General features: G+C 42.2%; 23 protein-coding genes and 4 tRNA genes. 10 read left to right on the plus strand and 17 right to left on the minus strand.

The genetic code is table 11. The features are described 5' to 3' along the window. Positions 1-83: 83 nt before the first annotated feature. From HRU23_01080 to wecC, 3 genes are all read left to right on the plus strand, one after another. Entirely contained in the window at positions 84-833 is a 750-nt protein-coding gene (locus tag HRU23_01080; GenBank protein NRA52717.1) for a VacJ family lipoprotein, read from the plus strand. A 127-nt stretch (positions 834-960) separates the two neighbouring features. Further along, positions 961-2091 carry a UDP-N-acetylglucosamine 2-epimerase (non-hydrolyzing) gene (gene wecB, locus HRU23_01085; GenBank protein NRA52718.1) on the plus strand — a complete coding sequence of 377 codons (1131 nt, stop codon included), beginning with the start codon at positions 961-963 and terminating at the stop codon, positions 2089-2091. Continuing rightward, complete coding sequence (gene wecC, locus HRU23_01090) at positions 2088-3362, plus strand: UDP-N-acetyl-D-mannosamine dehydrogenase (GenBank protein ID NRA52719.1); 1275 nt, start codon at positions 2088-2090, stop codon at positions 3360-3362. The genes wecB and wecC overlap by 4 nt, the downstream gene beginning before the upstream one ends. Here wecC and HRU23_01095 read toward each other — a convergent pair whose 3' ends face one another. The 7 genes from HRU23_01095 to mutY form a co-directional block, all read right to left on the minus strand. Next, a complete protein-coding gene (locus HRU23_01095; protein NRA52720.1) occupies positions 3363-4697 on the minus strand; it encodes a diguanylate cyclase in 1335 nt (444 codons plus the stop codon). Between the two features lie 262 nt (positions 4698-4959). After that, positions 4960-5035 (minus strand) — tRNA-Phe (locus tag HRU23_01100). Between the two features lie 129 nt (positions 5036-5164). Continuing rightward, positions 5165-5240: transfer RNA gene (locus tag HRU23_01105), tRNA-Phe, on the minus strand. Positions 5241-5315: 75 nt separating this feature from the next. Next, positions 5316-5391, minus strand: a tRNA-Thr gene (locus HRU23_01110). 48 nt (positions 5392-5439) lie between these two features. Next, a tRNA-Phe gene (locus HRU23_01115) sits at positions 5440-5515 on the minus strand. A 125-nt stretch (positions 5516-5640) separates the two neighbouring features. Next, positions 5641-5913 carry an oxidative damage protection protein gene (locus tag HRU23_01120; protein NRA52721.1) on the minus strand — a complete coding sequence of 91 codons (273 nt, stop codon included), beginning with the start codon at positions 5911-5913 and terminating at the stop codon, positions 5641-5643. Positions 5914-5922: 9 nt separating this feature from the next. Further along, positions 5923-6972, minus strand: a complete 1050-nt coding sequence (gene mutY / locus HRU23_01125) for an A/G-specific adenine glycosylase (GenBank protein ID NRA52722.1) — start codon at positions 6970-6972, stop codon at positions 5923-5925. A gap of 107 nt (positions 6973-7079) precedes the next feature. On the opposite strand from mutY, the gene trmB reads away from it, so the two are divergent. The 4 genes from trmB (at position 7080) to HRU23_01145 (ending at position 9556) form a co-directional block, all read left to right on the plus strand. Beyond that, positions 7080-7808 (plus strand): tRNA (guanosine(46)-N7)-methyltransferase TrmB, encoded by a 729-nt coding sequence (gene trmB, locus HRU23_01130; GenBank protein NRA52723.1) that lies wholly within the window; start codon positions 7080-7082, stop codon positions 7806-7808. A 103-nt stretch (positions 7809-7911) separates the two neighbouring features. Next, positions 7912-8244: a YggL family protein gene (locus HRU23_01135; GenBank protein NRA52724.1), complete on the plus strand. Its 333-nt coding sequence runs from the start codon at positions 7912-7914 to the stop codon at positions 8242-8244. 143 nt (positions 8245-8387) lie between these two features. Beyond that, on the plus strand, positions 8388-9161 hold the full coding sequence (locus HRU23_01140; GenBank protein ID NRA52725.1) for a DUF2884 family protein: 774 nt from the start codon (positions 8388-8390) through the stop codon (positions 9159-9161). Positions 9162-9256: 95 nt separating this feature from the next. After that, the gene (locus HRU23_01145) at positions 9257-9556 is read left to right on the plus strand and encodes a hypothetical protein (GenBank protein NRA52726.1); all 300 of its coding nucleotides are present in this window, start codon (positions 9257-9259) and stop codon (positions 9554-9556) included. Between the two features lie 6 nt (positions 9557-9562). On the opposite strand, the gene HRU23_01150 is transcribed toward HRU23_01145, so the two are convergent. From HRU23_01150 to HRU23_01180, 7 genes are all read right to left on the minus strand, one after another. Continuing rightward, entirely contained in the window at positions 9563-11326 is a 1764-nt protein-coding gene (locus HRU23_01150; protein NRA52727.1) for a DUF885 domain-containing protein, read from the minus strand. 70 nt (positions 11327-11396) lie between these two features. Beyond that, positions 11397-12542 (minus strand): radical SAM family heme chaperone HemW, encoded by a 1146-nt coding sequence (gene hemW, locus HRU23_01155; protein NRA52728.1) that lies wholly within the window; start codon positions 12540-12542, stop codon positions 11397-11399. A gap of 6 nt (positions 12543-12548) precedes the next feature. Then, the gene (locus HRU23_01160) at positions 12549-13163 is read right to left on the minus strand and encodes an XTP/dITP diphosphatase (protein NRA52729.1); all 615 of its coding nucleotides are present in this window, start codon (positions 13161-13163) and stop codon (positions 12549-12551) included. A 173-nt stretch (positions 13164-13336) separates the two neighbouring features. Beyond that, positions 13337-13723 carry a DUF4426 domain-containing protein gene (locus HRU23_01165; protein ID NRA52730.1) on the minus strand — a complete coding sequence of 129 codons (387 nt, stop codon included), beginning with the start codon at positions 13721-13723 and terminating at the stop codon, positions 13337-13339. A gap of 296 nt (positions 13724-14019) precedes the next feature. Further along, positions 14020-14568 (minus strand): YggT family protein, encoded by a 549-nt coding sequence (locus tag HRU23_01170; protein NRA52731.1) that lies wholly within the window; start codon positions 14566-14568, stop codon positions 14020-14022. 22 nt (positions 14569-14590) lie between these two features. Then, a complete protein-coding gene (locus HRU23_01175; protein ID NRA52732.1) occupies positions 14591-15409 on the minus strand; it encodes a pyrroline-5-carboxylate reductase in 819 nt (272 codons plus the stop codon). Positions 15410-15422: 13 nt separating this feature from the next. Further along, positions 15423-16112, minus strand: a complete 690-nt coding sequence (locus HRU23_01180; protein ID NRA52733.1) for a YggS family pyridoxal phosphate-dependent enzyme — start codon at positions 16110-16112, stop codon at positions 15423-15425. A 32-nt stretch (positions 16113-16144) separates the two neighbouring features. Between HRU23_01180 and HRU23_01185 the strand changes: the two genes are divergently transcribed. After that, entirely contained in the window at positions 16145-17179 is a 1035-nt protein-coding gene (locus HRU23_01185; protein NRA52734.1) for a type IV pilus twitching motility protein PilT, read from the plus strand. A gap of 8 nt (positions 17180-17187) precedes the next feature. Next, positions 17188-18315, plus strand: a complete 1128-nt coding sequence (locus HRU23_01190) for a PilT/PilU family type 4a pilus ATPase (protein NRA52735.1) — start codon at positions 17188-17190, stop codon at positions 18313-18315. A gap of 49 nt (positions 18316-18364) precedes the next feature. On the opposite strand, the gene ruvX is transcribed toward HRU23_01190, so the two are convergent. From ruvX to yciH, 3 genes are all read right to left on the minus strand, one after another. Further along, the gene (gene ruvX / locus HRU23_01195) at positions 18365-18778 is read right to left on the minus strand and encodes a Holliday junction resolvase RuvX (GenBank protein NRA52736.1); all 414 of its coding nucleotides are present in this window, start codon (positions 18776-18778) and stop codon (positions 18365-18367) included. A gap of 72 nt (positions 18779-18850) precedes the next feature. After that, positions 18851-19414, minus strand: coding sequence for a YqgE/AlgH family protein (locus tag HRU23_01200; GenBank protein NRA52737.1), 564 nt, complete (start codon positions 19412-19414; stop codon positions 18851-18853). 40 nt (positions 19415-19454) lie between these two features. Then, complete coding sequence (yciH, locus tag HRU23_01205) at positions 19455-19784, minus strand: stress response translation initiation inhibitor YciH (GenBank protein ID NRA52738.1); 330 nt, start codon at positions 19782-19784, stop codon at positions 19455-19457. A 660-nt stretch (positions 19785-20444) separates the two neighbouring features. On the opposite strand from yciH, the gene ftsB reads away from it, so the two are divergent. Beyond that, a complete protein-coding gene (ftsB, locus tag HRU23_01210; protein ID NRA52739.1) occupies positions 20445-20714 on the plus strand; it encodes a cell division protein FtsB in 270 nt (89 codons plus the stop codon). Positions 20715-20729 lie beyond the last annotated feature (15 nt).

The following is a 20729-nucleotide window of genomic DNA, read 5'->3' on the forward strand; positions in this document are numbered from 1 at the left end:
TGAGGATGGTTTGCGCAATTAATCTAATGTTATAATTTAAAACATCACATTACTAACAAATGGACACCATATTGAATAACCTTATCAGAGCTATTTTTGTCTTGGGTCTAGCCCTAGCACTAGGCGGTTGTGCCAATAAAATTGATGACGCTGCGCCAGCCACCATAATTGATCAAAAGATTTATGATCCTTTAGAGCCAGCCAACCGAGTATCATGGGATTTAAACTCCAAGGTGTTTGATAAGTATTTATTAAGACCTGTGGCAGTATTTTATCGAAATTATATTCCTAACCCAGTTAAAAATGGCATTTATAATGTTACTTCAAATTTAAATGAACCATCAGCGATGGTCAATAACCTATTACAGGGTAATGTAGCCGATGCTGGCAATGCTTTGGGGCGACTATTGATTAATTCGACCATAGGTATTCTTGGTCTGTTTGATGTTGCATCAGAGATTGGTTTAGACGCCAAGCATGATGAGTTTGGTGAAGTGTTAGCAATATACGGAGTGCATGCCGGACCTTACCTGATGGTGCCCGCACTTGGACCAACCACTGTGCGTAAGGAAGTGGGAGATGTGGTTGATGATCTTTACATTCCTGGCACATTGATTGGTTTTTTACCTGGCCTGGGCATTAAGCTGATTAAAGGAATTCATCAGCGTGCTCAATTATTAGAACAAGAAGCGGTATTAAAGAGCTCACTTGACCCTTATATTTTTGTCAGAGAAGCTTATTACCAATACAGAACTAATGATATTTATGATGGTAACGTCCCTGAAATTGAAGACGAAGATGAAGATTTTGGTGACGATTTCGATCTAGACTAAAATCTCATTTTAGCCGTCCCATTAAATAGCTTTGGTGCGAGCAGTTAAGATTTTAGTTTAAATAAAAAGTTAAATATCTCTTGGTTAGCTATGCTTAGTTGAATAGTTAAACTAATAGGGATATTACGTGAAAATATTGACTGTGTTTGGGACTCGTCCTGAAGCCATTAAAATGGCGCCATTGGCCTTATTATTAAATGAAACGGAGCAAATTGAGCATCGGTTATGTGTAACCGCTCAGCATCGAGAAATGTTAGATCAGGTGTTAGAGTTATTTGAACTCACACCTGACTATGATCTTGACATTATGAATGCCGGACAGTCTTTGTCCGATATCACTACACGAATACTAACAGGCTTACAGCAAGTTATTGACGACTTTAAACCTGATGTTATTTTAGTTCACGGCGACACTACTACTACCTTTTCTGCTAGCCTGGCGGCCTTTTATCAGCAAGTACCCATTGCCCATATTGAAGCGGGATTGCGCACTGGCAATCTTTATTCCCCTTGGCCAGAAGAAGCAAACCGTAAGCTGACTAGTGTCTTGTGTAATTATCATTTTTGTCCAACCAGTATGGCTCGCCAAAACCTGCTAGATGAAAATGTCAGTCCAGATAAGCTGTTTGTTACCGGTAATACCGTTATTGATGCGCTATTACAAGTACGAGATAGATTAGATAACACACCTGAGTTACAGCAGAAATATAGCCAACAATTTTCTTTTCTAAATCCAGATAAAAAACTGATATTAGTGACAGGTCATCGCCGCGAGAGCTTTGGTGATGGCTTTGAACGGATATGTCAGGCATTAAAAGCGGTGGCAACAGCGCATCCTGAATGCGAAATTCTTTACCCTGTTCATTTAAATCCTCAAGTGATGGAGCCGGTTAATCGCTTACTTAGCGATATAGAAAATGTTTTTCTAATTGATCCGCAAGACTACTTACCCTTTGTTTATTTAATGAACCGAAGTCATATTATTATTACAGACTCTGGCGGAATTCAAGAAGAAGCCCCGTCACTTGGCAAGCCGGTATTAGTGATGAGAGATACCACTGAGCGCCCTGAGGCGGTGCAAGCTGGAACGGTAAAGCTAGTCGGCACCAATATTGATGTCATGGTGCAACAGATAAATAACTTGCTCAGTAGCCAAGATGCTTACCGGCAAATGAGCTTTTCTCATAATCCATACGGTGATGGCCAAGCATGCCAGCGAATCATTAGCACTCTATTAGCACAAGGAAATGTATCATGAGTTTTGGAACGATTTCAGTTATTGGTTTGGGTTATATCGGTTTACCGACCGCCGCAATTTTTGCTTCTCGTAAAGTTAAAGTGCTTGGGGTCGATGTTAATAAGGTTGCTGTCGATATTATTAATCAAGGTAAGATCCACATTGTGGAGCCCGAACTTGATGCAATTGTCTATAAAGCGGTGCAAGAAGGCTACTTGCAAGCATCAACTAAAGTAGCAGCTGCAGAAGCGTTTTTAATTGCGGTGCCAACGCCATTTATTGCCGATAAAGAAGGAAATCACCCCGATTTGTCTTTTATCGAACAATCAGCCCAGGCCATTGCCCCGGTATTAGAAGCTGGAAATTTGGTTATTTTAGAATCTACGTCACCGGTTGGTGCTACCGAGAAATTAGCGCAATGGTTAAAAGATTTGCGACCCGACTTAACCTTTCCGCAAGACGCTGGAGAAGAAGCTGATATCAATATAGCGCATTGTCCGGAACGAGTTTTGCCTGGTAAAGTGGTGCGTGAATTGGTTCACAATGATCGGGTTATTGGTGGCATGACCGCTAAATGCTCCCAGCGTAGTGTCGAGTTGTACAAAATCTTTGTCGATGGCGAGTGCATTATTACTAACGCGCGGACCGCTGAAATGGCAAAATTAACCGAAAATGCATCGCGTGACGTCAGCATCGCTTTTGCTAATGAGCTATCAATTATTTGCGATGAGTTAGATATTAATGTTTGGGAATTAATATCGTTAGCCAATCGTCATCCACGAGTGAATATATTGCAACCTGGACCTGGTGTTGGTGGGCATTGCATTGCGGTCGATCCATGGTTTATTGTTTCAAAAACCCCAAAACAGGCCAAATTAATTAGCATGGCGCGTCAGGTTAACGATAATAAGCCGTTGTGGGTCATTGAGCAGTTTAAGCAGAAATTAGCTGAGTTTTTAATTGAAAACCCCAATAAAACCGCGCAAGAGGTAAGTGTTGCTTGTTTAGGTCTTGCGTTTAAACCCGATATTGACGACCTGCGTGAAAGCCCCGCCTTGGATATTGCACGAGAAATTTCAAACCTTCATTTGGGACGTTTATTAATTGTCGAGCCAAATATTGGCCAATTACCAGCCGCCTTTGAATCTTCGGCCCAACTATGTGCGCTTAATGATGCAATGATTGAAGCTGATATAGTGATGTTATTAGTCGACCATAAACAATTTAGAAACTTTGATGCCAACAGAATCAATATTCCAAAATTAATCGATACCCGAGGCATTTGGAGTTAATCAATCACAGGCCCTTTTTTTAGAGGGCTGTTCTTTTTCTTGGTATATCATTACACAATTTCGGCCCTGTGACTTAGCCAGATATAAAGCTGCGTCAGCATTTTTTAGCAATGACTCTGCGGTCTTTTGTTGGTTGGGGACTACGGCAGATACACCAGCACTAATAGTAACGACCCGCTTAGCACGAGCGTATTGATGCTCAATCGCGGCGATTTCAATCTTTTTTCGGATAATGTTGGCTACGTAAGCCGCGTCTGCCGCATTTGTATGAGGCAATAATAAGACAAACTCTTCTCCACCATAGCGCGCCATTAATTCCGAGGCTCGTCGTACTGAAGTCGCCATTATTTGTGATAATTGCTGCAAAATGAGATCCCCAGCTTGGTGGCCGTAGTTATCATTGAACGCTTTAAAATCATCGACATCAAATAACACAATAGCCAGACTACTATGGGTGCGCTGAGCGCGTTGCCATTCAAGGTGGAAATCTTGGTCAAAACGGCGACGATTTGCAATGTTGGTTAAACTGTCAGTCAATGAAATGGTCAATAATTGTTGTTGTGCCTTTAGCGCTTGATTGGTGCGTAATCGTAATTGTTTTATAATTATTCCGATCCCTAATAGTGCTAGGACTAAAATGCCGATTAATACGTAAAGAGTGTGTCGTACCATTTGATTGGCTAAATTGAAATTCTGGTCTATCGGAATGTTAATTTCTAAAATGCCACGTAAATCTCCGGTCCCCCAGTCATTTTTTGGCGTATCAGGGTGAGCATTGTGGCAGTTAACGCAACTTGCCCGCATCATGTCTGCGCTGGCATAACGTAACGTACGGCGGCCATTTACCGCTTCAAATTGATAATAAGGAGTCGCTGGGTCCTTGGTTAAGGCGGTCCATGCTTTGTCAGAGAAGTCATCGTTCAACCCCCCGGTTTTTAGTCGCCACGGAAATGGGTAAGGGCTATAAAGTCGACTCGATACGCTGTGTTCATCGTTTCCTAGCCTATTGCCTAACATCATCGCTAATGTGGCAGGCAGCGGAATCGCGTTATGTTGCTCTTTGTAATCATGGGTGACAGCTAGGCCACCTCTTTTAACCGTATTGACCACTTCAGAGCTATATAGGGTTCTAAACAGTGTTAGGGTTTCGGTGTATAAGGCGGCTGTTCTAAGGGCGTTAGTTCTAATTTGTTCATTGGAGAGCTTACTAAGGTAGATAAAAATAATCAGCGACAGCAGAGTGAAGACCAAGATAAGCACCTTGAGGCTGTGATTGATTATTAAATCAAAAAAAGATTCTTTTGTTATCGGTTTAGTAAATACCTGTCGAAACATTATTATCCTTGGCAGGGGAGATCATGGTACTAGAGCTGGATCGGCAAGAGAATACTACTTTATACTACTTTATGGCTGAGTAGCTATAAAGTAAACACTTAATGTAATGGAACTAAAACAATGTTTGTAATGATCGATCTAAATTAACTGATTACAGGCTTGGCTGCTTTGCGGGGAATTGATAGGTATATTTTCGTGCTTTAAACTTTTTAGGGCTTAAACGAAAAAAGCCAACCCGAAGGTTGGCTTTTCTCTAGAATGATGGTGCCTCGACCCGGAATCGAACCAGGGACACGAGGATTTTCAATCCTCTGCTCTACCGACTGAGCTATCGAGGCATGACTTATAAAAGTCTGCACCTGAATTAACAGGATTTTTTAAATCAGATAACTCGGTCTAAAACCTAAATTATCAATTTATTTCATATTTCAAATTAATGAATACAAAAAAGCCGTTAGGCTAAATGATGGTGCCTCGACCCGGAATCGAACCAGGGACACGAGGATTTTCAATCCTCTGCTCTACCGACTGAGCTATCGAGGCATAACTTTAAAAATAAAGTCTGCACCTGAAAAACAGGATTTGTTCATTTCAATAAAATGAAATGTAAATTTTAAATGGTGCCGACACCAAGAGTCGAACTCGGGACCTACTGATTACAAGTCAGTTGCTCTACCAACTGAGCTATGTCGGCACGTATTTAAAACTTATTGTTGCAAGCACCTTTATTATAAATAATAAATGGTGCCTCGACCCGGAATCGAACCAGGGACACGAGGATTTTCAATCCTCTGCTCTACCGACTGAGCTATCGAGGCAACGGCGGCTATTAAATAGATTTTGGCGGTTTAAGTCAACGTTTATTTATAAAATAAACGTTGAATCGCATCGGTTGCTTGAAAACTGCTCGTATTGATTAAAATAACGCTAGTTAACCGGTTAATTATTTACTTGGCGGGGTATAACCGTCAATTTGAACTTCTTTGCCTTCAAACAAAAAGGCGACCATTTGCGCTTCAAGAAAACTGCGATCGTCGGTGCTCATCAAGTTTAATTTCTTTTCGTTAATCAGCATGGTTTGTTTTGACATCCAACGGCCCCAAGCTTCTTTAGAGATATTGTTAAAAACTTTCTTGCCTAAGTCGCCTGGCAGTGATTGAAAGTCAAGGCCTTCAGCCTCTTTGTCTAGGTGGATACAATAAATAGTACGAGCCATCGGGAACCTCTATGAAGTAATAAGTTGGTTTAATAATGATTGAGTCACAGCGGCCAAACCGACCTGCTGCGGATGCGCTAAGTTATACCAGAGAGCCTGTTGTGATTCCATGACAATATTATCAGGTAGGCGTGCTAATTTTAAATGGTACGGCGTTATATCTAAATGAAAATGACTAAATGTATGGCGCAGGGGGGCAAGCGCTGTCAGTTCCCCTTGCTCAATTAAGTCGCCGAGTGAATCATTCATTAATTGGGCTGACTCAAACTCAGGGAAGCAATGCAAAGAGCCCCAAATTCCCGTCGGTGGTCGTTTAATTAAATGAACCTGACCCTGGGCTTCAATAATCAGCATGTTGGTGATTTTTACTGGGGTTTTCTTTTTCGGTTTTGAGTGGGGAAACTCTTTAGTACGATCTTCAATATGGGCGATGCAACTTTGGTGAACCGGACACAATGGACACTGTGGCTTGCTGCGGCTACACAAGGAGGCCCCAAGATCCATCATCGCTTGATTATATTGACTGGTGGCATCAGCTGGTGTCAGCTCGGTACTTAATTGCCATAGCTCTTTTTCGACCTTGCTTACTCCGTACCAGCCTTCTACCGCATAGTGACGGGTTAAAACTCGTTTTACATTGCCATCAAGGATCGGGTGGGGCTGACCAAGCGACAGTGATAACACAGCGCCTGCGGTTGAGCGACCAATACCGGGTAAATCTAATACCTGTTCAAAGGCCGTCGGAAATTCGCCTTGATAATCATCACGAACTATTTGCGCCGTTTTATGCAAATTACGCGCTCTGGCGTAATAACCTAGCCCTGTCCATAGATGCAAAACTTGATCACTTGGTGCATTGGCCAAGTCAATAATGGTTGGGAACTGCTCCATAAACCGCTGGTAATACGGGATCACAGTAGCAACTTGGGTTTGCTGCAGCATAATCTCAGACACCCAGACTCGATATGGTGTTTTGTTGATTTGCCAAGGCAGTGTTTTGCGACCGTGCTCTTGATACCAAGAGATAATTTTTTTAGAAAATGTATTTGTGCTCGACATTGTTTATAATTTGGCTTTTAGAGTAAGTGGCAGGTGATGGCGCTGAGTTTACCGTCGCCGTAGCACTATTACCACTGATTAACCAACTAAGGGTAGGTCGCATTAGTATGACTGAGCACAGCAACAACGATATCGTCGAGCAAAAGATTAAAGAGGGTGTCTATATTCGCACCGTACGTAGCTTTGTGAAGCGAGAAGGACGATTAACCAAGGGCCAGGAAAATGCCTTGGAAAACCAGTGGCCAATCATGGGCCTAGAGCATAAAGACGGTTTAATCGATCTGGTTGCAGTTTTTGGTAATGATAACCCAGTCGTGGCCGAAATCGGTTTTGGCATGGGTAAGTCATTAGTGGCGATGGCTAAAGCAGCGCCTGAAAAAAACTTTATTGGCATTGAAGTGCATACACCAGGTGTTGGTGCATGTTTATTAGAAGCAGCAGAACAGGGTGTAACCAACTTAAGACTTTATTGCCATGATGCGATTGAAGTACTGGCCGACTGTATTCCTAAAGACAGCTTGTCTTGCATGCAGTTGTTTTTTCCAGATCCTTGGCATAAAACTCGTCACCATAAGCGCCGAATTGTGCAAGCCGCGTTTGCGCAGAACATCCGCAGCAGTTTAAAGCTTGATGGCATATTTCATATGGCGACCGACTGGGAAAATTATGCTGAGCACATGGTAGAAGTCATGAATGCTCAGGAAGGTTACCTTAATATAGCAACTAAGGGTGATTACATTGAGCGTCCTGAGCATCGACCGTTAACTAAGTTTGAAGCGCGCGGCCATCGACTAGGTCATGGCGTGTGGGACATGATGTATCAACGGGTTAAGTAGGTCAAAAGCGGATTTTTTATCCTAGAGCACTGTAAACCTGAATGAATCAGGCTACAATGGTCAATAGTTATGATTTAAACTTGGTTTTTATTAAGGAAATATTATGAAAGAGAATGCAAAGCGTAATGCCCGTTTACGTAAGAAATTACGCGTTGATGAGTTTCAAGAGTTAGGATTTGAAGTGACTTGGGCGTTCCCTGAAGGCACTAATAATGAGCAAATTGATACGTTAGTTGATGAGTTAGTTAATGACGTTATCGAAGTTAATACGCTAGGTTTTGCTGGCGGCGGCGATTTGGTTTGGGAAGGCCTAGTTTGTACTCAAAAGCTTGGCAAGTGTACTGAAGAGCATCGCAGTGCAGTACAAAGCTTCCTAGAAAGCAAAGGCATGGAAAAGATTGAAGTTACAGAATTATTCGATCTTTGGTGGGGTTAATTTAACGATTAACTACCTCGGCCAATGTTAGTTTACTGATGTTGGCCAGCTATTCCCTCTTTTTATCCCCTCAGCTTGATCTTGTTCTGTTAGCCTCTACACTCTTACTCAGTTTATTTATTAGCTAATTTGAGGGCTGTATCGTGAAAATACCATTGGTTTTGGCACTGAGTGCGTTTGTCTCATTAAGTGCATCTGCTGAAAGTAAGCCGGTAAGCGTAACTAATCTGCGTTGCCAAGTTAGCCTTGAGCATAGTGTAAAAGTCACTCCGCAGCAGATCCAAATATTACGTAATAGCCAATCTCTTTATCGCGTGACAGATAGTCGCCAATTATATATTGATGGCGTTAAAATCCATTTAACCAAGCAACAACAGTCACTGCTCGATCAATACTACCGCTTAATTCAAGAGTTAGCCCCGCAAATATCTGTGCTTGTCAGCCAAGGGCTTACTTTAGTTAAGCAAGCCATTAGCAGCTTATTAAATGGCTTAACCGATGATAATAAAAGCGCCAGTCAAGTTGAATATATTGCCAATCAGCTCGAACAGCGCTTGGCGCCATTAATTAACCAACCAGCTGGCCAATATCTGCTATCAACCGAGTTGACAGGCAGCAATCCTGAAGAGTTTAGCAAGATAATGGCGCAAGAGTTAAAGCAACTCGCTAGCGTCGCTACGGCAGAGATACTGGCTTTACTGGGGCAAATGATCGTGACAGGCCAAGCAAGCTGGCAAGACGCTCAGAAAAAACTGCAACAGTTCAGTCAGCAGCTAAACCTGCAAGGCGCCGAACTAGAACAACAAGCTAATCAGCTGTGTCAAAAAATTGAGCAACTTGATGCGTTAGAGCATCAGTTACATCAGAGTATCCCTCAATTAGCTGAATTTAATGTGGTAAATATTAAATCGATATAATGCGTTATCGCTGGGATGCTCGAAAGTGGGTCACTGGTAATTTCCGTGCCTAATCGCGTATAGTAACTTTATAGGTTTTTTTTAAAGGAAATTCAATGTCTCGATTATCACTAGTCGTTAGTTTGTTGTTAGGCGCTCTACTTATGAGTGGTTCGGCATTTTCGGCGCAGTCGGTCACTGCTTTATATCGGGTGGCTAAAGTTCAGCATGTTCTCAAATTAATTGATGATAAGTGTGTTGAAGAAGAAAAAAAGGTATGCCCTAAATCGCAGCACTGGAGGGTCTACTACCGCGCCCTCAGCCTTAACGTTTCACCGCAGAAGCATCAAGAATTACTCGACGAAAACCCGCCGCAGATAGGCGCGGTTATTCAGCTGACAATTACAATTAGCTAAGCTAAGTCACTTTGAAGATTTGATATAAGCTTGAATCTGTTGGCGTAACAAAGGAAGCGGTAATTGACCATTTTGTAACAGCGCATCATGAAATTTAACTAAATCGAACTTTTTGGCTAAAGCGTGTTGCGCCGTTTGGCGCAGCTCGGTAATCGTTAACATTCCGAAAAATGGCGCTGTAGCTTGTGCTGGTGCGACAATTGAGTGTGTTACTGTTTTAATTATCGCTGCAACAGGCGCCGCAGTATTGAGGGTTAAAAACTCAATTGCTTGTTCTCGGGTCCACTGCTGAGAGTGGATGCCTGTGTCTATCACCAACTTACTGGCGTGCCATAATTCAAGAGTGAGTCGACCTAAATTATCATGCGGCTGACTATACAATTTGAACTGTTCAGCTAAGCGTGCGCTATATAATGCCCAGCCTTGGGAGTAAGCCGGAAAATTTATTGATTTTCTAAATTTAGGTAATTGCTGTTGCGTATTCGTGACGATCGTTTGCAAATGATGACCAAGGAAATTACGCTGAATAAGCGATGCCGCTAACTGATATTTCGCCACTGAAGCACTATTATATAGATCGTTATTAGCATACTGACTGCTGACGTTCGCTTCCACTGGCCAACTCACTAGTGCTGGCAACATCGGTGGCACTATTTTATTCAAGTGGGCTGTGGTGGTTGCAATAGCGGCTTGATGTTGGCTTGCGCGGGTAAAGTTAAATTTCGGATCGGTGCGAATATACTCAAAAAACTGACTAATATCACCAGTAAACCCCATATTTGCCATGATATTACGTATTTCACTGTGAATACTAATAATCTCAGCTTGTCCGAGATGATGAAGCTCAGTAGCGCTTAAAGTACTGGTGGTCGCTTGTTGCAACAATTGCTGATAGTAAAACGCACCGCGTGGAAATTTCCAAACGCCATCATCGTGACTAGCGCGTGACTGTTGCGCGCGTAAGTAACTAATTAACGTTGAATAGCCTGATTTAACCTGGGTTGTTAAAGCGACTTCTGCTGCACTAATTAACCGCTGCTGCTGATCTGGTTCAATGGTGAGTTGAGATAGTTTATTCTTGAAATCATTTAATAATAGGCTGTCATCGCCTTGGTCAAAAGGGGCGCCAGTGATGATAGCAACCGATTCATCAATTAGCTGCTCAAACACAAAATACGGCAGCATAACACCGGCTAACTCTCGGTCTCTTAGCGTTTGAGTCAAGCTTAACATTTGTGGTTTGATACGTGTCAGCTGCTTAATGTAATTATCGATGGCACTTTGGCTGGTGAGCTTTTTGAGTAATAACTGATTAATTGGCCGCAGATGGTCTTGGTTTGCTGGGCTCAGCGGGTAATTATAATTAGACCAGCGTAATGTAATGTATTTTAACTCAAGCGTTGTTTTTATTAGCTGGTAGCTTAACTGTGTTGGTTTATTTAATAATTTAGGATTAATTTGGCTTAAGCGCTGTAAATGCTTTTTAAGCACTGTTGTGTTAACTGAACGATTGAAGCTCTGCTTAGCTATGTTATTAAATAATTGATTGGCTTTAATCGATGCTTGCTTGATGATTGCTAGTTTGTTGTTAACCCGTTTAGTGACCGTTTTCTTGGGCCGCTTATTCGTTGTTTTAGGTGCCGTCAGCGAAGTCTCAGATTTAGACGAAGCTTGCTCTATTGATTGCTCTGGCGATGTTGGGGTTTGACTGCAACCGGCCAACATCAAGGCGCCGCTGACTATTGCTGCAATTAATCTGTTCAATCTCATTTATTTCACCTGTGCAGTCACAACGATTAATTTAAATATTAACGGGTTAACACTAACAATAAAAGTTTAGCTATTGATCCATAAAAATATTGAGTAATGTATTTAAAAATCGCTGACCCAACGGGGTAACTTGCCAATGGCTTGCTGATTCAGTTATCAGGCCTTTACGGATTGCTACTTCTAACGGCGCTCTGACCGATGACTCATCTAAGCCAGTGAAATGACAAAAGTCTTGCCGTGGGCATGGTTCAACTAATCTAAAGCGATTCATAAAGAACTCTAGCGCGAGATCTTCGGTCTCGATGTGCCAACTTTTATAGCGATAATCTTGCTCTGGATCTAAATAACCTTTGGGGTGTTTAACTTTTTCACCGCGTAAAATTTTGCCAGAACTAACATCGGTGATCTTTGAGTGGGCACCACAACCAATGCCTAAATAGTCGCCAAAGCGCCAATAGTTGAGATTATGCTGGCACTGAAATCCGGGTTTGGCGAATGCTGATATTTCGTATTGTTGATAACCAGCGGCCGTTAATGCGTCACGTCCGGCATCGTAGATATCGGCCAGCACATCGTCTTCGGGTAAGCGAGGCGGTTTTGAATGGAACTGAGTATTGGGCTCAATGGTTAATTGATACCATGACAAATGCGGCGGAGCTAATGCTATTGCCTGCTTTAAGTCACCCAATGCATCGGTCACTTGCTGGGCTGGTAATGAGTGCATTAAATCGATATTAAAGGATTGCAGGTCAAGAGCTTGCGCTTGTTTTGCCGCATTAATAGCTTCATTGCTATCGTGAATACGACCTAAAATTATCAGTTTATCCGCCTGGAAACTTTGCACACCGATAGATATTCGGGTGATGCCTGCCGCTTGAAATTGGGCGAAACGGCCGCTTTCAACTGTGCCAGGGTTGGCTTCCATGGTAATTTCTAGCTCATTCGAGCTGGGAATTAATGCCTTGACGCCATCAAGCAAGCGTTTCATTTGTTTGGGCTCGAGCAGGCTCGGGGTGCCACCACCAATGAATATTGAATACAATTTTCGACCCTGCACATGAACTAAATCTTGCTCGAGATCTTCCAATAATGCATCAACATAAGCAACATGTGGCACTTCGCTTTTTAAGGCATGGGAATTAAAATCACAATAAGGGCATTTTTGCACGCACCAAGGAATGTGAATATAGAGACTAAGTGGTGGTAATGAGAGCATGTAAAACTAACCTTGCTGTTGTGCTATTTGTAACTTTAATTGTGGCAATAACTGCTGCAATGCTTGGGCGCGATGGCTGATCTGATTTTTAGTGGCTTTACTCAGTTCGGCACTGGTGCAATCATGATCGTTAACCGCAAATATTGGATCGTAACCAAAGCCAGATAATCCCTGCTGATCACGCGTAATCGCACCATCCCAAAAACCTTGGCAAATGATCGGCGTAGGATCATTTTCACTGGCCATATAAACCAATACGCAAACGAATCGCGCTTGGCGTTGAGCGTCTGGGGTATCTTTAAGGCGCTCAAGCAGCTTATCTATATTGGCTTGATCGCTGGCGTTTTCACCGGCATATCGAGCTGAGTAAATACCTGGCGCGCCACCTAAAGTCATGACTTCAAGACCTGAATCGTCAGCAATGGCAGGTAGCCCGGTAATTTTTGCGGCATGGCGCGCTTTTATGATCGCGTTCTCAATAAAGGTGGTGCCGGTTTCAGGCACATCTTGCACATTGAAATGACTTTGGGGCAAAAGCTCAATGTCTAAAGGGGCTAGCATACTTGCTAGTTCTGCAACTTTACCTTTATTACCAGTAGCTAAAACAAACTGTTTCATAATGTGAAAACCTAATTAATTTAATTGATCGCTGGCGATGTGCCGGATCACTATCTTGATAGCGCCGATTATAGCAATTCTTTAGTCTAGAATGCATCTCATACCAATTCTGATAATTAACCGACCATTTAACGGAATTGGTATCAATCACTACCGAGCGACACCGCTTGCTATTTTTACTCAGCGTAGAATTGTTGTTTGAAACTAATTTTACTGTTGAGGCCATCTTTATTGGTTAGATTGACAGAAATAGTAAAACGTTCTTCATTACGAAATTGCAGCTCGGCAATATAATAAATAGCATCGCCTTCGATAACTTCTTTAAAGTCGAGGGTGCGAGTATTGCCCGTTAAGTTAACCGCTTTACCCGTTAACTTACCTGTTACTGCTGGATTGCCATCGAGCAAGGTATCAAGAATTGAGATATTGACAAAAGCATTATATCTCGAACGTTTTATTTTGTACGTTTTTGATATTTCAGGGGTTAAAAAGGTTGAAGTTAAAGCGATATAGTGAATTTGATAACGCCCTGACTGTTGATATTGACCTGCTGAATCGGCCATTGTTAGCGAGGTGCTGGCAATAAACAGCGCGAATGCTGAGAGTATTTTTGATAATGACAACATGGAGTAGTCCTCAATTGTAATGGTAAATGATAGCGGGAGCTTTGCTTGGTATTAGTATACCAATTTGTGATTAGTTTAACCCGCTTATGAGATTATTGCCGCAGGTGAATAGTTAATTAATGATGTTAGTGGGGCTAAATGGATGATTAAACGCTTGCTTCAACGACTGTTTTAATCCCAATTACGATTGGGATTAGCCTTTAAAGCAAGCATTTTACTTGATATGGGCGGGGTTAAAGTGCTGCCCAAAATGGAATGTACTGACCTAATAAGATATTAAGAAAATTTAAGCCAACAAATAATACAATCATCGACAGGTCTAACCCGCCTAACGCAGGCATAAAGCGTCTGATAGGTGCCAATAATGGCTCACTTAGTTGCGCCATTAGATGCTCAATTGGATGGCCGCCTTGACTAACCCAGCTTAAAATTGCGCGGATAATCATCACCCAAAAAACCATAGTGCCGGCAGTTTTTAACACTAACACCAACGCTAATATTGGTAACGTCGCCATGGTAATACTGCCGCCGCCGAGGCTAATTAACGCGGTAAATTTAGCGGCTGCAACGATAATAGCCAACACAACACCAGCCGTGTCTAAGCCACCGATTGCCGGAATTATGCGGCGCATCGGAGCCAATAGTGGGTTAGTCGCTTTAACCACAAACTGGCTTAGCTGATTGTAAAAATCAGCCTTAGCTAATTGCAGCCATACCCGCAGTAACACGATCATTAAGTAGGTATCAAACACGAAATCGATTAAGAAGCTAAATGCATTCATTAGTAGTTATATTCCTATAAAGTTAAAACTGTTTTGCCATTTCTTGAGCGCGGCTTACGGCACTTTTCATCGCGTCATCAATGGTCTTCTCTAGGTTGTGCTGCTTAAATGTTTCGATTGCGGCATGAGTAGTACCTCCTTTTGAAGTCACTTGTTGGCGTAATTGTGATAACTCCAAATGGTTATTATGACGAACCATTTCGGCTGCGCCTAACGCTGCTTGTTGTATTAACAGTCGAGCTTCTTCGCCGCTTAAGCCCATTTTTATGGCACTTTGCTGCATATATTCCATCATCAGAAAGAAATAAGCGGGTGAGCTGCCAGAACAAGCAATAACAGTATCAATGTGTTGCTCTTGTTCAACCCATAAAATTTCACCAACCGCACTCATGATTTGAGAGGCAATGGCCCGATCGTTATCACCGATGCTGGCAGGCGCGTAAAGACCCGTCATGCCTTTACCAAGCAAAGAAGGTGTATTAGGCATGGTTCTAATTAATCGAATAGCTTGACCAAAATAATCTTGGTAGCGAGATGATTGTACTCCAGCAATAATCGAAATAAACAGCTTGTCGTTGAGGTTGTCGTTGCTCATGTCGGTCGCAACTGACTCGATTAAATTAGGTTTAACGCCTAATACAATGACATCTGCCCACTCGAGTGCGTGATTGTTATCATTGGTGGTTAAAATACCAAAGTCATGTTGTAGTTGGTCTAATTTACCTTGGCTCGGGTTGGAAGCCATGATCAGTGAGGCTGGGTAGTGCTGTGTGCACAAACCACCAATAATGCTGCGCGCCATATTTCCGGCGCCAATAAAGGCTATTTTTTTTTGTTCCATCTTAGATATACACCTATTTTATGTCGCGCTGGCCAAAAATGGCACTGCCAATTCTGACGAGGGTTGAGCCGTGTTGTATCGCCAACTGAAGATCGCTACTCATGCCCATTGATAGGGTATCTACTGTAGCAAACTCTTGTTTTAACGTCTCAAAAAGTTGATTCATTTGCGAAAACTCCTCGGCGATCAAATCGAGATCATCACTTTTATGGCCAATGGTCATCAAACCTCGTAGTGTCAGTTGTCCTAGCTTGGATATTTCTTGAGCCAGTGGCATCAATTGCTCTGGACTGATACCTGACTTGTTCGCTTCACCGCTAATATTTATCTGAATACATACGTTCAGTGGTGGCTGTTGCTGGGGGCGCTGATCATTAAGACGCTGGGCTATTTTCAAGCGGTCGATGGTATGAACCCAATCAAAGTTTTCCGCCACTAACTTGGTTTTGTTTGATTGTAACGGCCCAATAAAGTGCCAGCATAAACTGTCATCATTAAAGTGTTGGATTTTCTCAACACCTTCTTGCACATAATTTTCCCCAAAAGCGCGCTGACCAGCAGCCATCGCTTGCTCTATTGCGTTGATAGGTTTGGTTTTACTGACCGCCAGCAGGCTGACCGTGCCATGAGCTATTTTGAATTTTTTTTCGATTGATTCGATCGTGTTGATTGCTGAACTTATATGTGATGATATGATATTCATAATAATTAATTTGCTTAAGGTTGCTACATAATATGGATATTACAGAATTATTGGCGTTTAGTGTCAAGCACAAAGCGTCCGATCTACATCTATCAGCGGGAGTACCGCCAATGATCCGCGTCGATGGTGAGGTAAGAAAACTTAATATCCCACCACTAGATGCCAAAGAAGTGCATGGTCTGGTTTACGACATCATGAATGATAAACAACGAAAAGACTATGAGAAAGACTTAGAGTCAGATTTTTCGTTTGAAGTCCCAGATTTAGCGCGATTTAGGGTTAACGCCTTTGTTCAAAATCGTGGCCCTAGTGCCGTGTTTCGTACCATCCCTAGTGAAGTCTTAACGTTAGAGCAAATAGGCGCGCCAGAGATCTTCAAGAAAATATCCGATTTCCCCCGTGGTTTGGTATTAGTGACTGGGCCGACAGGTTCGGGTAAAAGCACCACCTTAGCCGCAATGGTTGATTACATTAACGAAACTCGACGAGAGCACATTTTAACCATTGAAGATCCGATTGAATTTGTTCATCAAAATAAACAGTGTTTAGTCAATCAACGTGAAGTACATCGAGATACTCACAGTTTTGATAATGCATTGCGCAGCGCGCTACGTGAAGATCCTGATATTATTTTAGTCGGTGAAATGCGAGACTTAGAAACGATTCGTTTAGCCTTAACGGCGGCAGAAACAGGTCATTTAGTCTTTGGCACCTTGCATACGACCTCGGCGGCCAAAACCATTGACCGTATTGTTGATGTATTCCCGTCGGCGGAAAAAGATATGGTCAGAACGATGTTATCGGAATCGTTGCAAGCAGTTATTTCGCAAGCCTTAATTAAAAAAGTAGGTGGTGGACGTGTTGCAGCTCATGAAATCATGCTGGGCACTCCTGCTATCCGTAATTTGATCCGAGAAGCTAAAGTCGCTCAAATGTATTCAGCGATTCAAACTGGTATGTCGCACGGCATGCAAACCTTAGATCAATCATTATCTAATCTGGTTAACCGTGGGGTGATCAGTCGCCAAGATGCCGAACTAAAAGGTTCAGGTAAAGCAAAGATATAGGTGAAATGATGGATATTAACAGTCTGTTACAAATATTAAGCGATCGCGAGGGCTCTGATTTATTCATTTCAGCTCACGCCAAACCTAGCATAAAATTACATGGCGAACTCGTGCCAATTGATCCGCAAGCATTATCTGAAGATCAAGCGTTAGCTATTGTGTATAGCGCGATGAATGATAAGCAGCGCGACGAATTTAATAATACCAAAGAGTGTAACTTTGCGTTAGCTGTCGACGGGATCGGTCGTTTTAGGGTGAGTGCCTTTTGGCAGCGTAATATGGCGGGGTTTGTCGCGCGGCGTATCGAAACGGAAATTCCAGAAATGGATGCGTTAAAACTACCGCATATCTTAAAAGATGTGATGATGAGCAAACGTGGTTTGTTAATCATGGTAGGCGCAACGGGTACAGGTAAGTCGACCTCGCTGGCTGCAATGATTGGCCATCGTAACCGTCATTCTGGTGGTCACATTTTAACGATTGAAGATCCTGTAGAATTTGTTCACGAACATCGAAAAAGCATTGTGACTCAACGTGAAGTTGGTATTGATACCGAGTCATTTGACGCGGCGTTAAAGTCGGCCTTGCGCCAAGCACCCGATGTCGTCTTAATCGGTGAAATTCGCTCGCAAGAAACGATGGAATTTGCGTTAACCTTTGCTGAAACTGGTCACCTATGTGTCGCGACCTTGCATGCTAATAATGCCAATCAGGCGTTAGAGCGTATTATGCATTTAGTGCCTAAAGAAAAGCACGCCCAATTATTGTTTGACCTGTCGCTAAATTTGCGTGGCATTGTCGCACAGCAATTAGTGCCAACGATTGATGGTAAAGGTCGACGTGCCGCGATTGAAATTTTATTAAACTCATCTCGTGTTTCTGATCTTATTGCTAAAGGTGAATTACACGCGTTAAAAGAAACCATGGCCAAATCTAATGAGCAAGGCATGCAGACCTTTGACCAAGCGTTATTTAAGCTATATCAGGATAGCGAGATAGGTTATGACGATGCACTCCATCATGCGGATTCGCCAAATGATTTACGTTTGATGATTAAACTTCATGGTGAAAAAGAAAATGATAATGATACCAGTAGTAGTTTACTCGATAATATCACGTTAGACATGAGTGAATAATAGGACTAAGCCGCCGTATTAGTGGCGGCTTAATTGCTGTTATTGTTACTTAAAACTGGGTTTCAAACCAACTCTCTAAGATTAATACGGCTGAAACACTATCTATTTTTCCCTTGGTCAGTTTTTTGTAACCGCCCAGTTCAAATAATCTTTCTTTGGCAGCTGCGGTGGTTAAACGTTCATCGTGAGTAACCACTGGTATCTTGAAGCGGGCGTAAATTCGTTGACTAAATTTGCGCGCGCGCAGCGTCATTGGTTGCTCGGTGCCATCCATATTGGTTGGCAAGCCGACTATAATTTGGCTTGGTTGCCATTCTTTAATTAATTGCTCAATTAGATCCCAATTGGGGATGCCATCTTGGGCTTTTATTGCGGCCAAGGGACTGGCCGTGGCGGTGATTGTTTGACCGATGGCAACCCCAATACTCTTGGTGCCAAAGTCAAATGCTAACATCGTTGTCATAGCTATATTTTGCTCATTTTTTAGATTGTAATTTAGATTGTACCCAAAGCAGGCGTCGACATCGTGTCGCGCCTAGCCATGACCTGCTTGAGAGTTTAGTTGCCATATTTCAAACCCCAGCTGCTTAGTGGCATGTTGCCAGCGTTCGTCAGGGGAGACATCAAAAATAATGCTTGGATCGGCAGGCAAGGTTAACCAAGAATTATCTAATAGCTCTTGCTCTAGTTGGCCCGCGGACCAACCCGAATAACCCAGTGCCATTAAGTATTTATTTGGAGAGGCGTCGGTACCCATGACTGCTAAAATATCTTTTGATGTCGTGACCATCAGATCGTCAGATAACTGAACGCTACTGCCCCACGGGATTTGCGGACTGTGTAATACAAAACCACGATCAGGACTGACAGGTCCGCCATTGAATGCATGGCTATTGAGGTTTTGTGGCTGCAATACGTCGCTGGCTACTTCTATTTTTTCTAACAGTTGCTTGACGGTTAGTTGGGTAATTGGCTGATTAATAATAAGCCCCATTGCCCCTTGTTCGTCGTGTTCACAAATATAAATAACGGCGCGATGAAAGTAAGAATCGTCAAGACTTGGCATCGCAAGTAAAAAATGATTTTGTAAGCTTTCCATGGGCCTAAACTCAGTCTGTTTTTAAAGTAATGAGAGACAATTAGCCGCCTGCGAGTTTTACGGTAAAGTTTTTCTTTTCAAGAAACCCTTTAATGACCTCGCGATTGTCGCCTTGAATTTCAATAATGCCATCTTTAACCGAGCCACCGCAACCGCAAAGTTTTTTTAAATCTTTAGCGAGTTTCTTTAACGCACTCGCATCAAGAGCCAGACCTGAAATAGTGATAACACCTTTTCCTTTACGGCCTTTAGTTTCGCGGCGAATTCTTACAATACCATCACCGCTTGCGATTGGATTTGGTTGTGTGGTGGGTGTTATCCGGCCGCTGTCGGTTGAAAATACTAATACCGAATCGTCGTTGAAGTTCATAGTGGTCAGTCCTAACGTAATTAAATTTAAAGTGTCGAGCACAATATAGAATATAGTCTAACAGAGCTTAATCTAGAGATTCACAATATTTGAAGCCTCGTTGGTTAGAGTTTGTCATTTAGTGCTTGGCTTTTGCATGATATTAGGCGAGGATCACAATACAGTGCCTATTGCATAAATAAGTTGAATGTATTTCATGGTCTAAGCAAATAATAGCTGGATTATTTATGTTCTATAGTGCGACCACGTAGGTGCGCAAAAATCGGCTAAGGCTGAAGAGTCTTGCCGTAAATAGTTATACCAGTGACTTGGTGCTGGCGCTTTATATATAAATAAATGCCTCGCCGATATAGATGTTGGTGCTTAAGTTCAGTCAGGAACATCAACCAGTGTTTCATCTGTTTATTCTTGTTACAAAATAGCTCACTTCATTAATACAATGAGTATTAGGAACATTGGCAGAAAATTTAAGAGCGACGCATTATTGGATAATACCAATTACAATAAATGTATGATCTTGTTGTGCGTAGAGAAAACTAATTTAGACAAGGCGCTCGATTAAGTAATAGCTAGCTATTAGGAATGAGAGCAACGCAGGATTAATGGGTTTAATCAAGCTCAAGAGATCACTTAATTAATGGGATTGGTATAAACTTATTTATGAAAATTTTTACTACCATCTTAGTTGTCTTATTCGTGTTATTGCAGCAACGCTTATGGTTCGGCAAAAACAGTTGGCCAGACTATGTTACTTTAAAGCAAGAAATAATAAGCCAGACCGATGCGAACCAAGCACTAGAACATAAAAATCAGCTGCAATACCGAGAAATTGCCGATCTTAAAGATGGCTTAGCGGCCATAGAAGAGCGGGCACGCAATCAACTGGGCTTAGTTAAAGCCGACGAAGTTTTTTTCAGAATTATTGAGTAGTAAGATAGTAAAATA

Source organism: Gammaproteobacteria bacterium, from assembly GCA_013214945.1.
Classification (GTDB): Bacteria; Pseudomonadota; Gammaproteobacteria; order Enterobacterales; family Psychrobiaceae; genus Psychrobium.

Excerpts from the sequence above, each read along its gene's own strand:
- HRU23_01150 (NRA52727.1), bottom strand. The coding sequence starts at position 11,326 with ATGAGATTGAACAGATTAATTGCAGCAATAGTCAGCGGCGCCTTGATG.
- ruvX (NRA52736.1), bottom strand. The coding sequence starts at position 18,778 with ATGACAACGATGTTAGCATTTGACTTTGGCACCAAGAGTATTGGGGTT.
- HRU23_01200 (NRA52737.1), bottom strand. The coding sequence starts at position 19,414 with ATGGAAAGCTTACAAAATCATTTTTTACTTGCGATGCCAAGTCTTGAC.
- HRU23_01145 (NRA52726.1), top strand. The coding sequence starts at position 9,257 with ATGTCTCGATTATCACTAGTCGTTAGTTTGTTGTTAGGCGCTCTACTT.
- HRU23_01120 (NRA52721.1), bottom strand. The coding sequence starts at position 5,913 with ATGGCTCGTACTATTTATTGTATCCACCTAGACAAAGAGGCTGAAGGC.
- wecC (NRA52719.1), top strand. The coding sequence starts at position 2,088 with ATGAGTTTTGGAACGATTTCAGTTATTGGTTTGGGTTATATCGGTTTA.
- HRU23_01180 (NRA52733.1), bottom strand. The coding sequence starts at position 16,112 with ATGAATATCATATCATCACATATAAGTTCAGCAATCAACACGATCGAA.
- HRU23_01175 (NRA52732.1), bottom strand. The coding sequence starts at position 15,409 with ATGGAACAAAAAAAAATAGCCTTTATTGGCGCCGGAAATATGGCGCGC.
- ftsB (NRA52739.1), top strand. The coding sequence starts at position 20,445 with ATGAAAATTTTTACTACCATCTTAGTTGTCTTATTCGTGTTATTGCAG.
- mutY (NRA52722.1), bottom strand. The coding sequence starts at position 6,972 with ATGTCGAGCACAAATACATTTTCTAAAAAAATTATCTCTTGGTATCAA.
- HRU23_01185 (NRA52734.1), top strand. The coding sequence starts at position 16,145 with ATGGATATTACAGAATTATTGGCGTTTAGTGTCAAGCACAAAGCGTCC.
- trmB (NRA52723.1), top strand. The coding sequence starts at position 7,080 with ATGACTGAGCACAGCAACAACGATATCGTCGAGCAAAAGATTAAAGAG.
- HRU23_01190 (NRA52735.1), top strand. The coding sequence starts at position 17,188 with ATGGATATTAACAGTCTGTTACAAATATTAAGCGATCGCGAGGGCTCT.
- HRU23_01135 (NRA52724.1), top strand. The coding sequence starts at position 7,912 with ATGAAAGAGAATGCAAAGCGTAATGCCCGTTTACGTAAGAAATTACGC.
- HRU23_01165 (NRA52730.1), bottom strand. The coding sequence starts at position 13,723 with ATGGCCGATTCAGCAGGTCAATATCAACAGTCAGGGCGTTATCAAATT.
- hemW (NRA52728.1), bottom strand. The coding sequence starts at position 12,542 with ATGCTCTCATTACCACCACTTAGTCTCTATATTCACATTCCTTGGTGC.
- HRU23_01170 (NRA52731.1), bottom strand. The coding sequence starts at position 14,568 with ATGAATGCATTTAGCTTCTTAATCGATTTCGTGTTTGATACCTACTTA.
- HRU23_01095 (NRA52720.1), bottom strand. The coding sequence starts at position 4,697 with ATGTTTCGACAGGTATTTACTAAACCGATAACAAAAGAATCTTTTTTT.
- yciH (NRA52738.1), bottom strand. The coding sequence starts at position 19,784 with ATGAACTTCAACGACGATTCGGTATTAGTATTTTCAACCGACAGCGGC.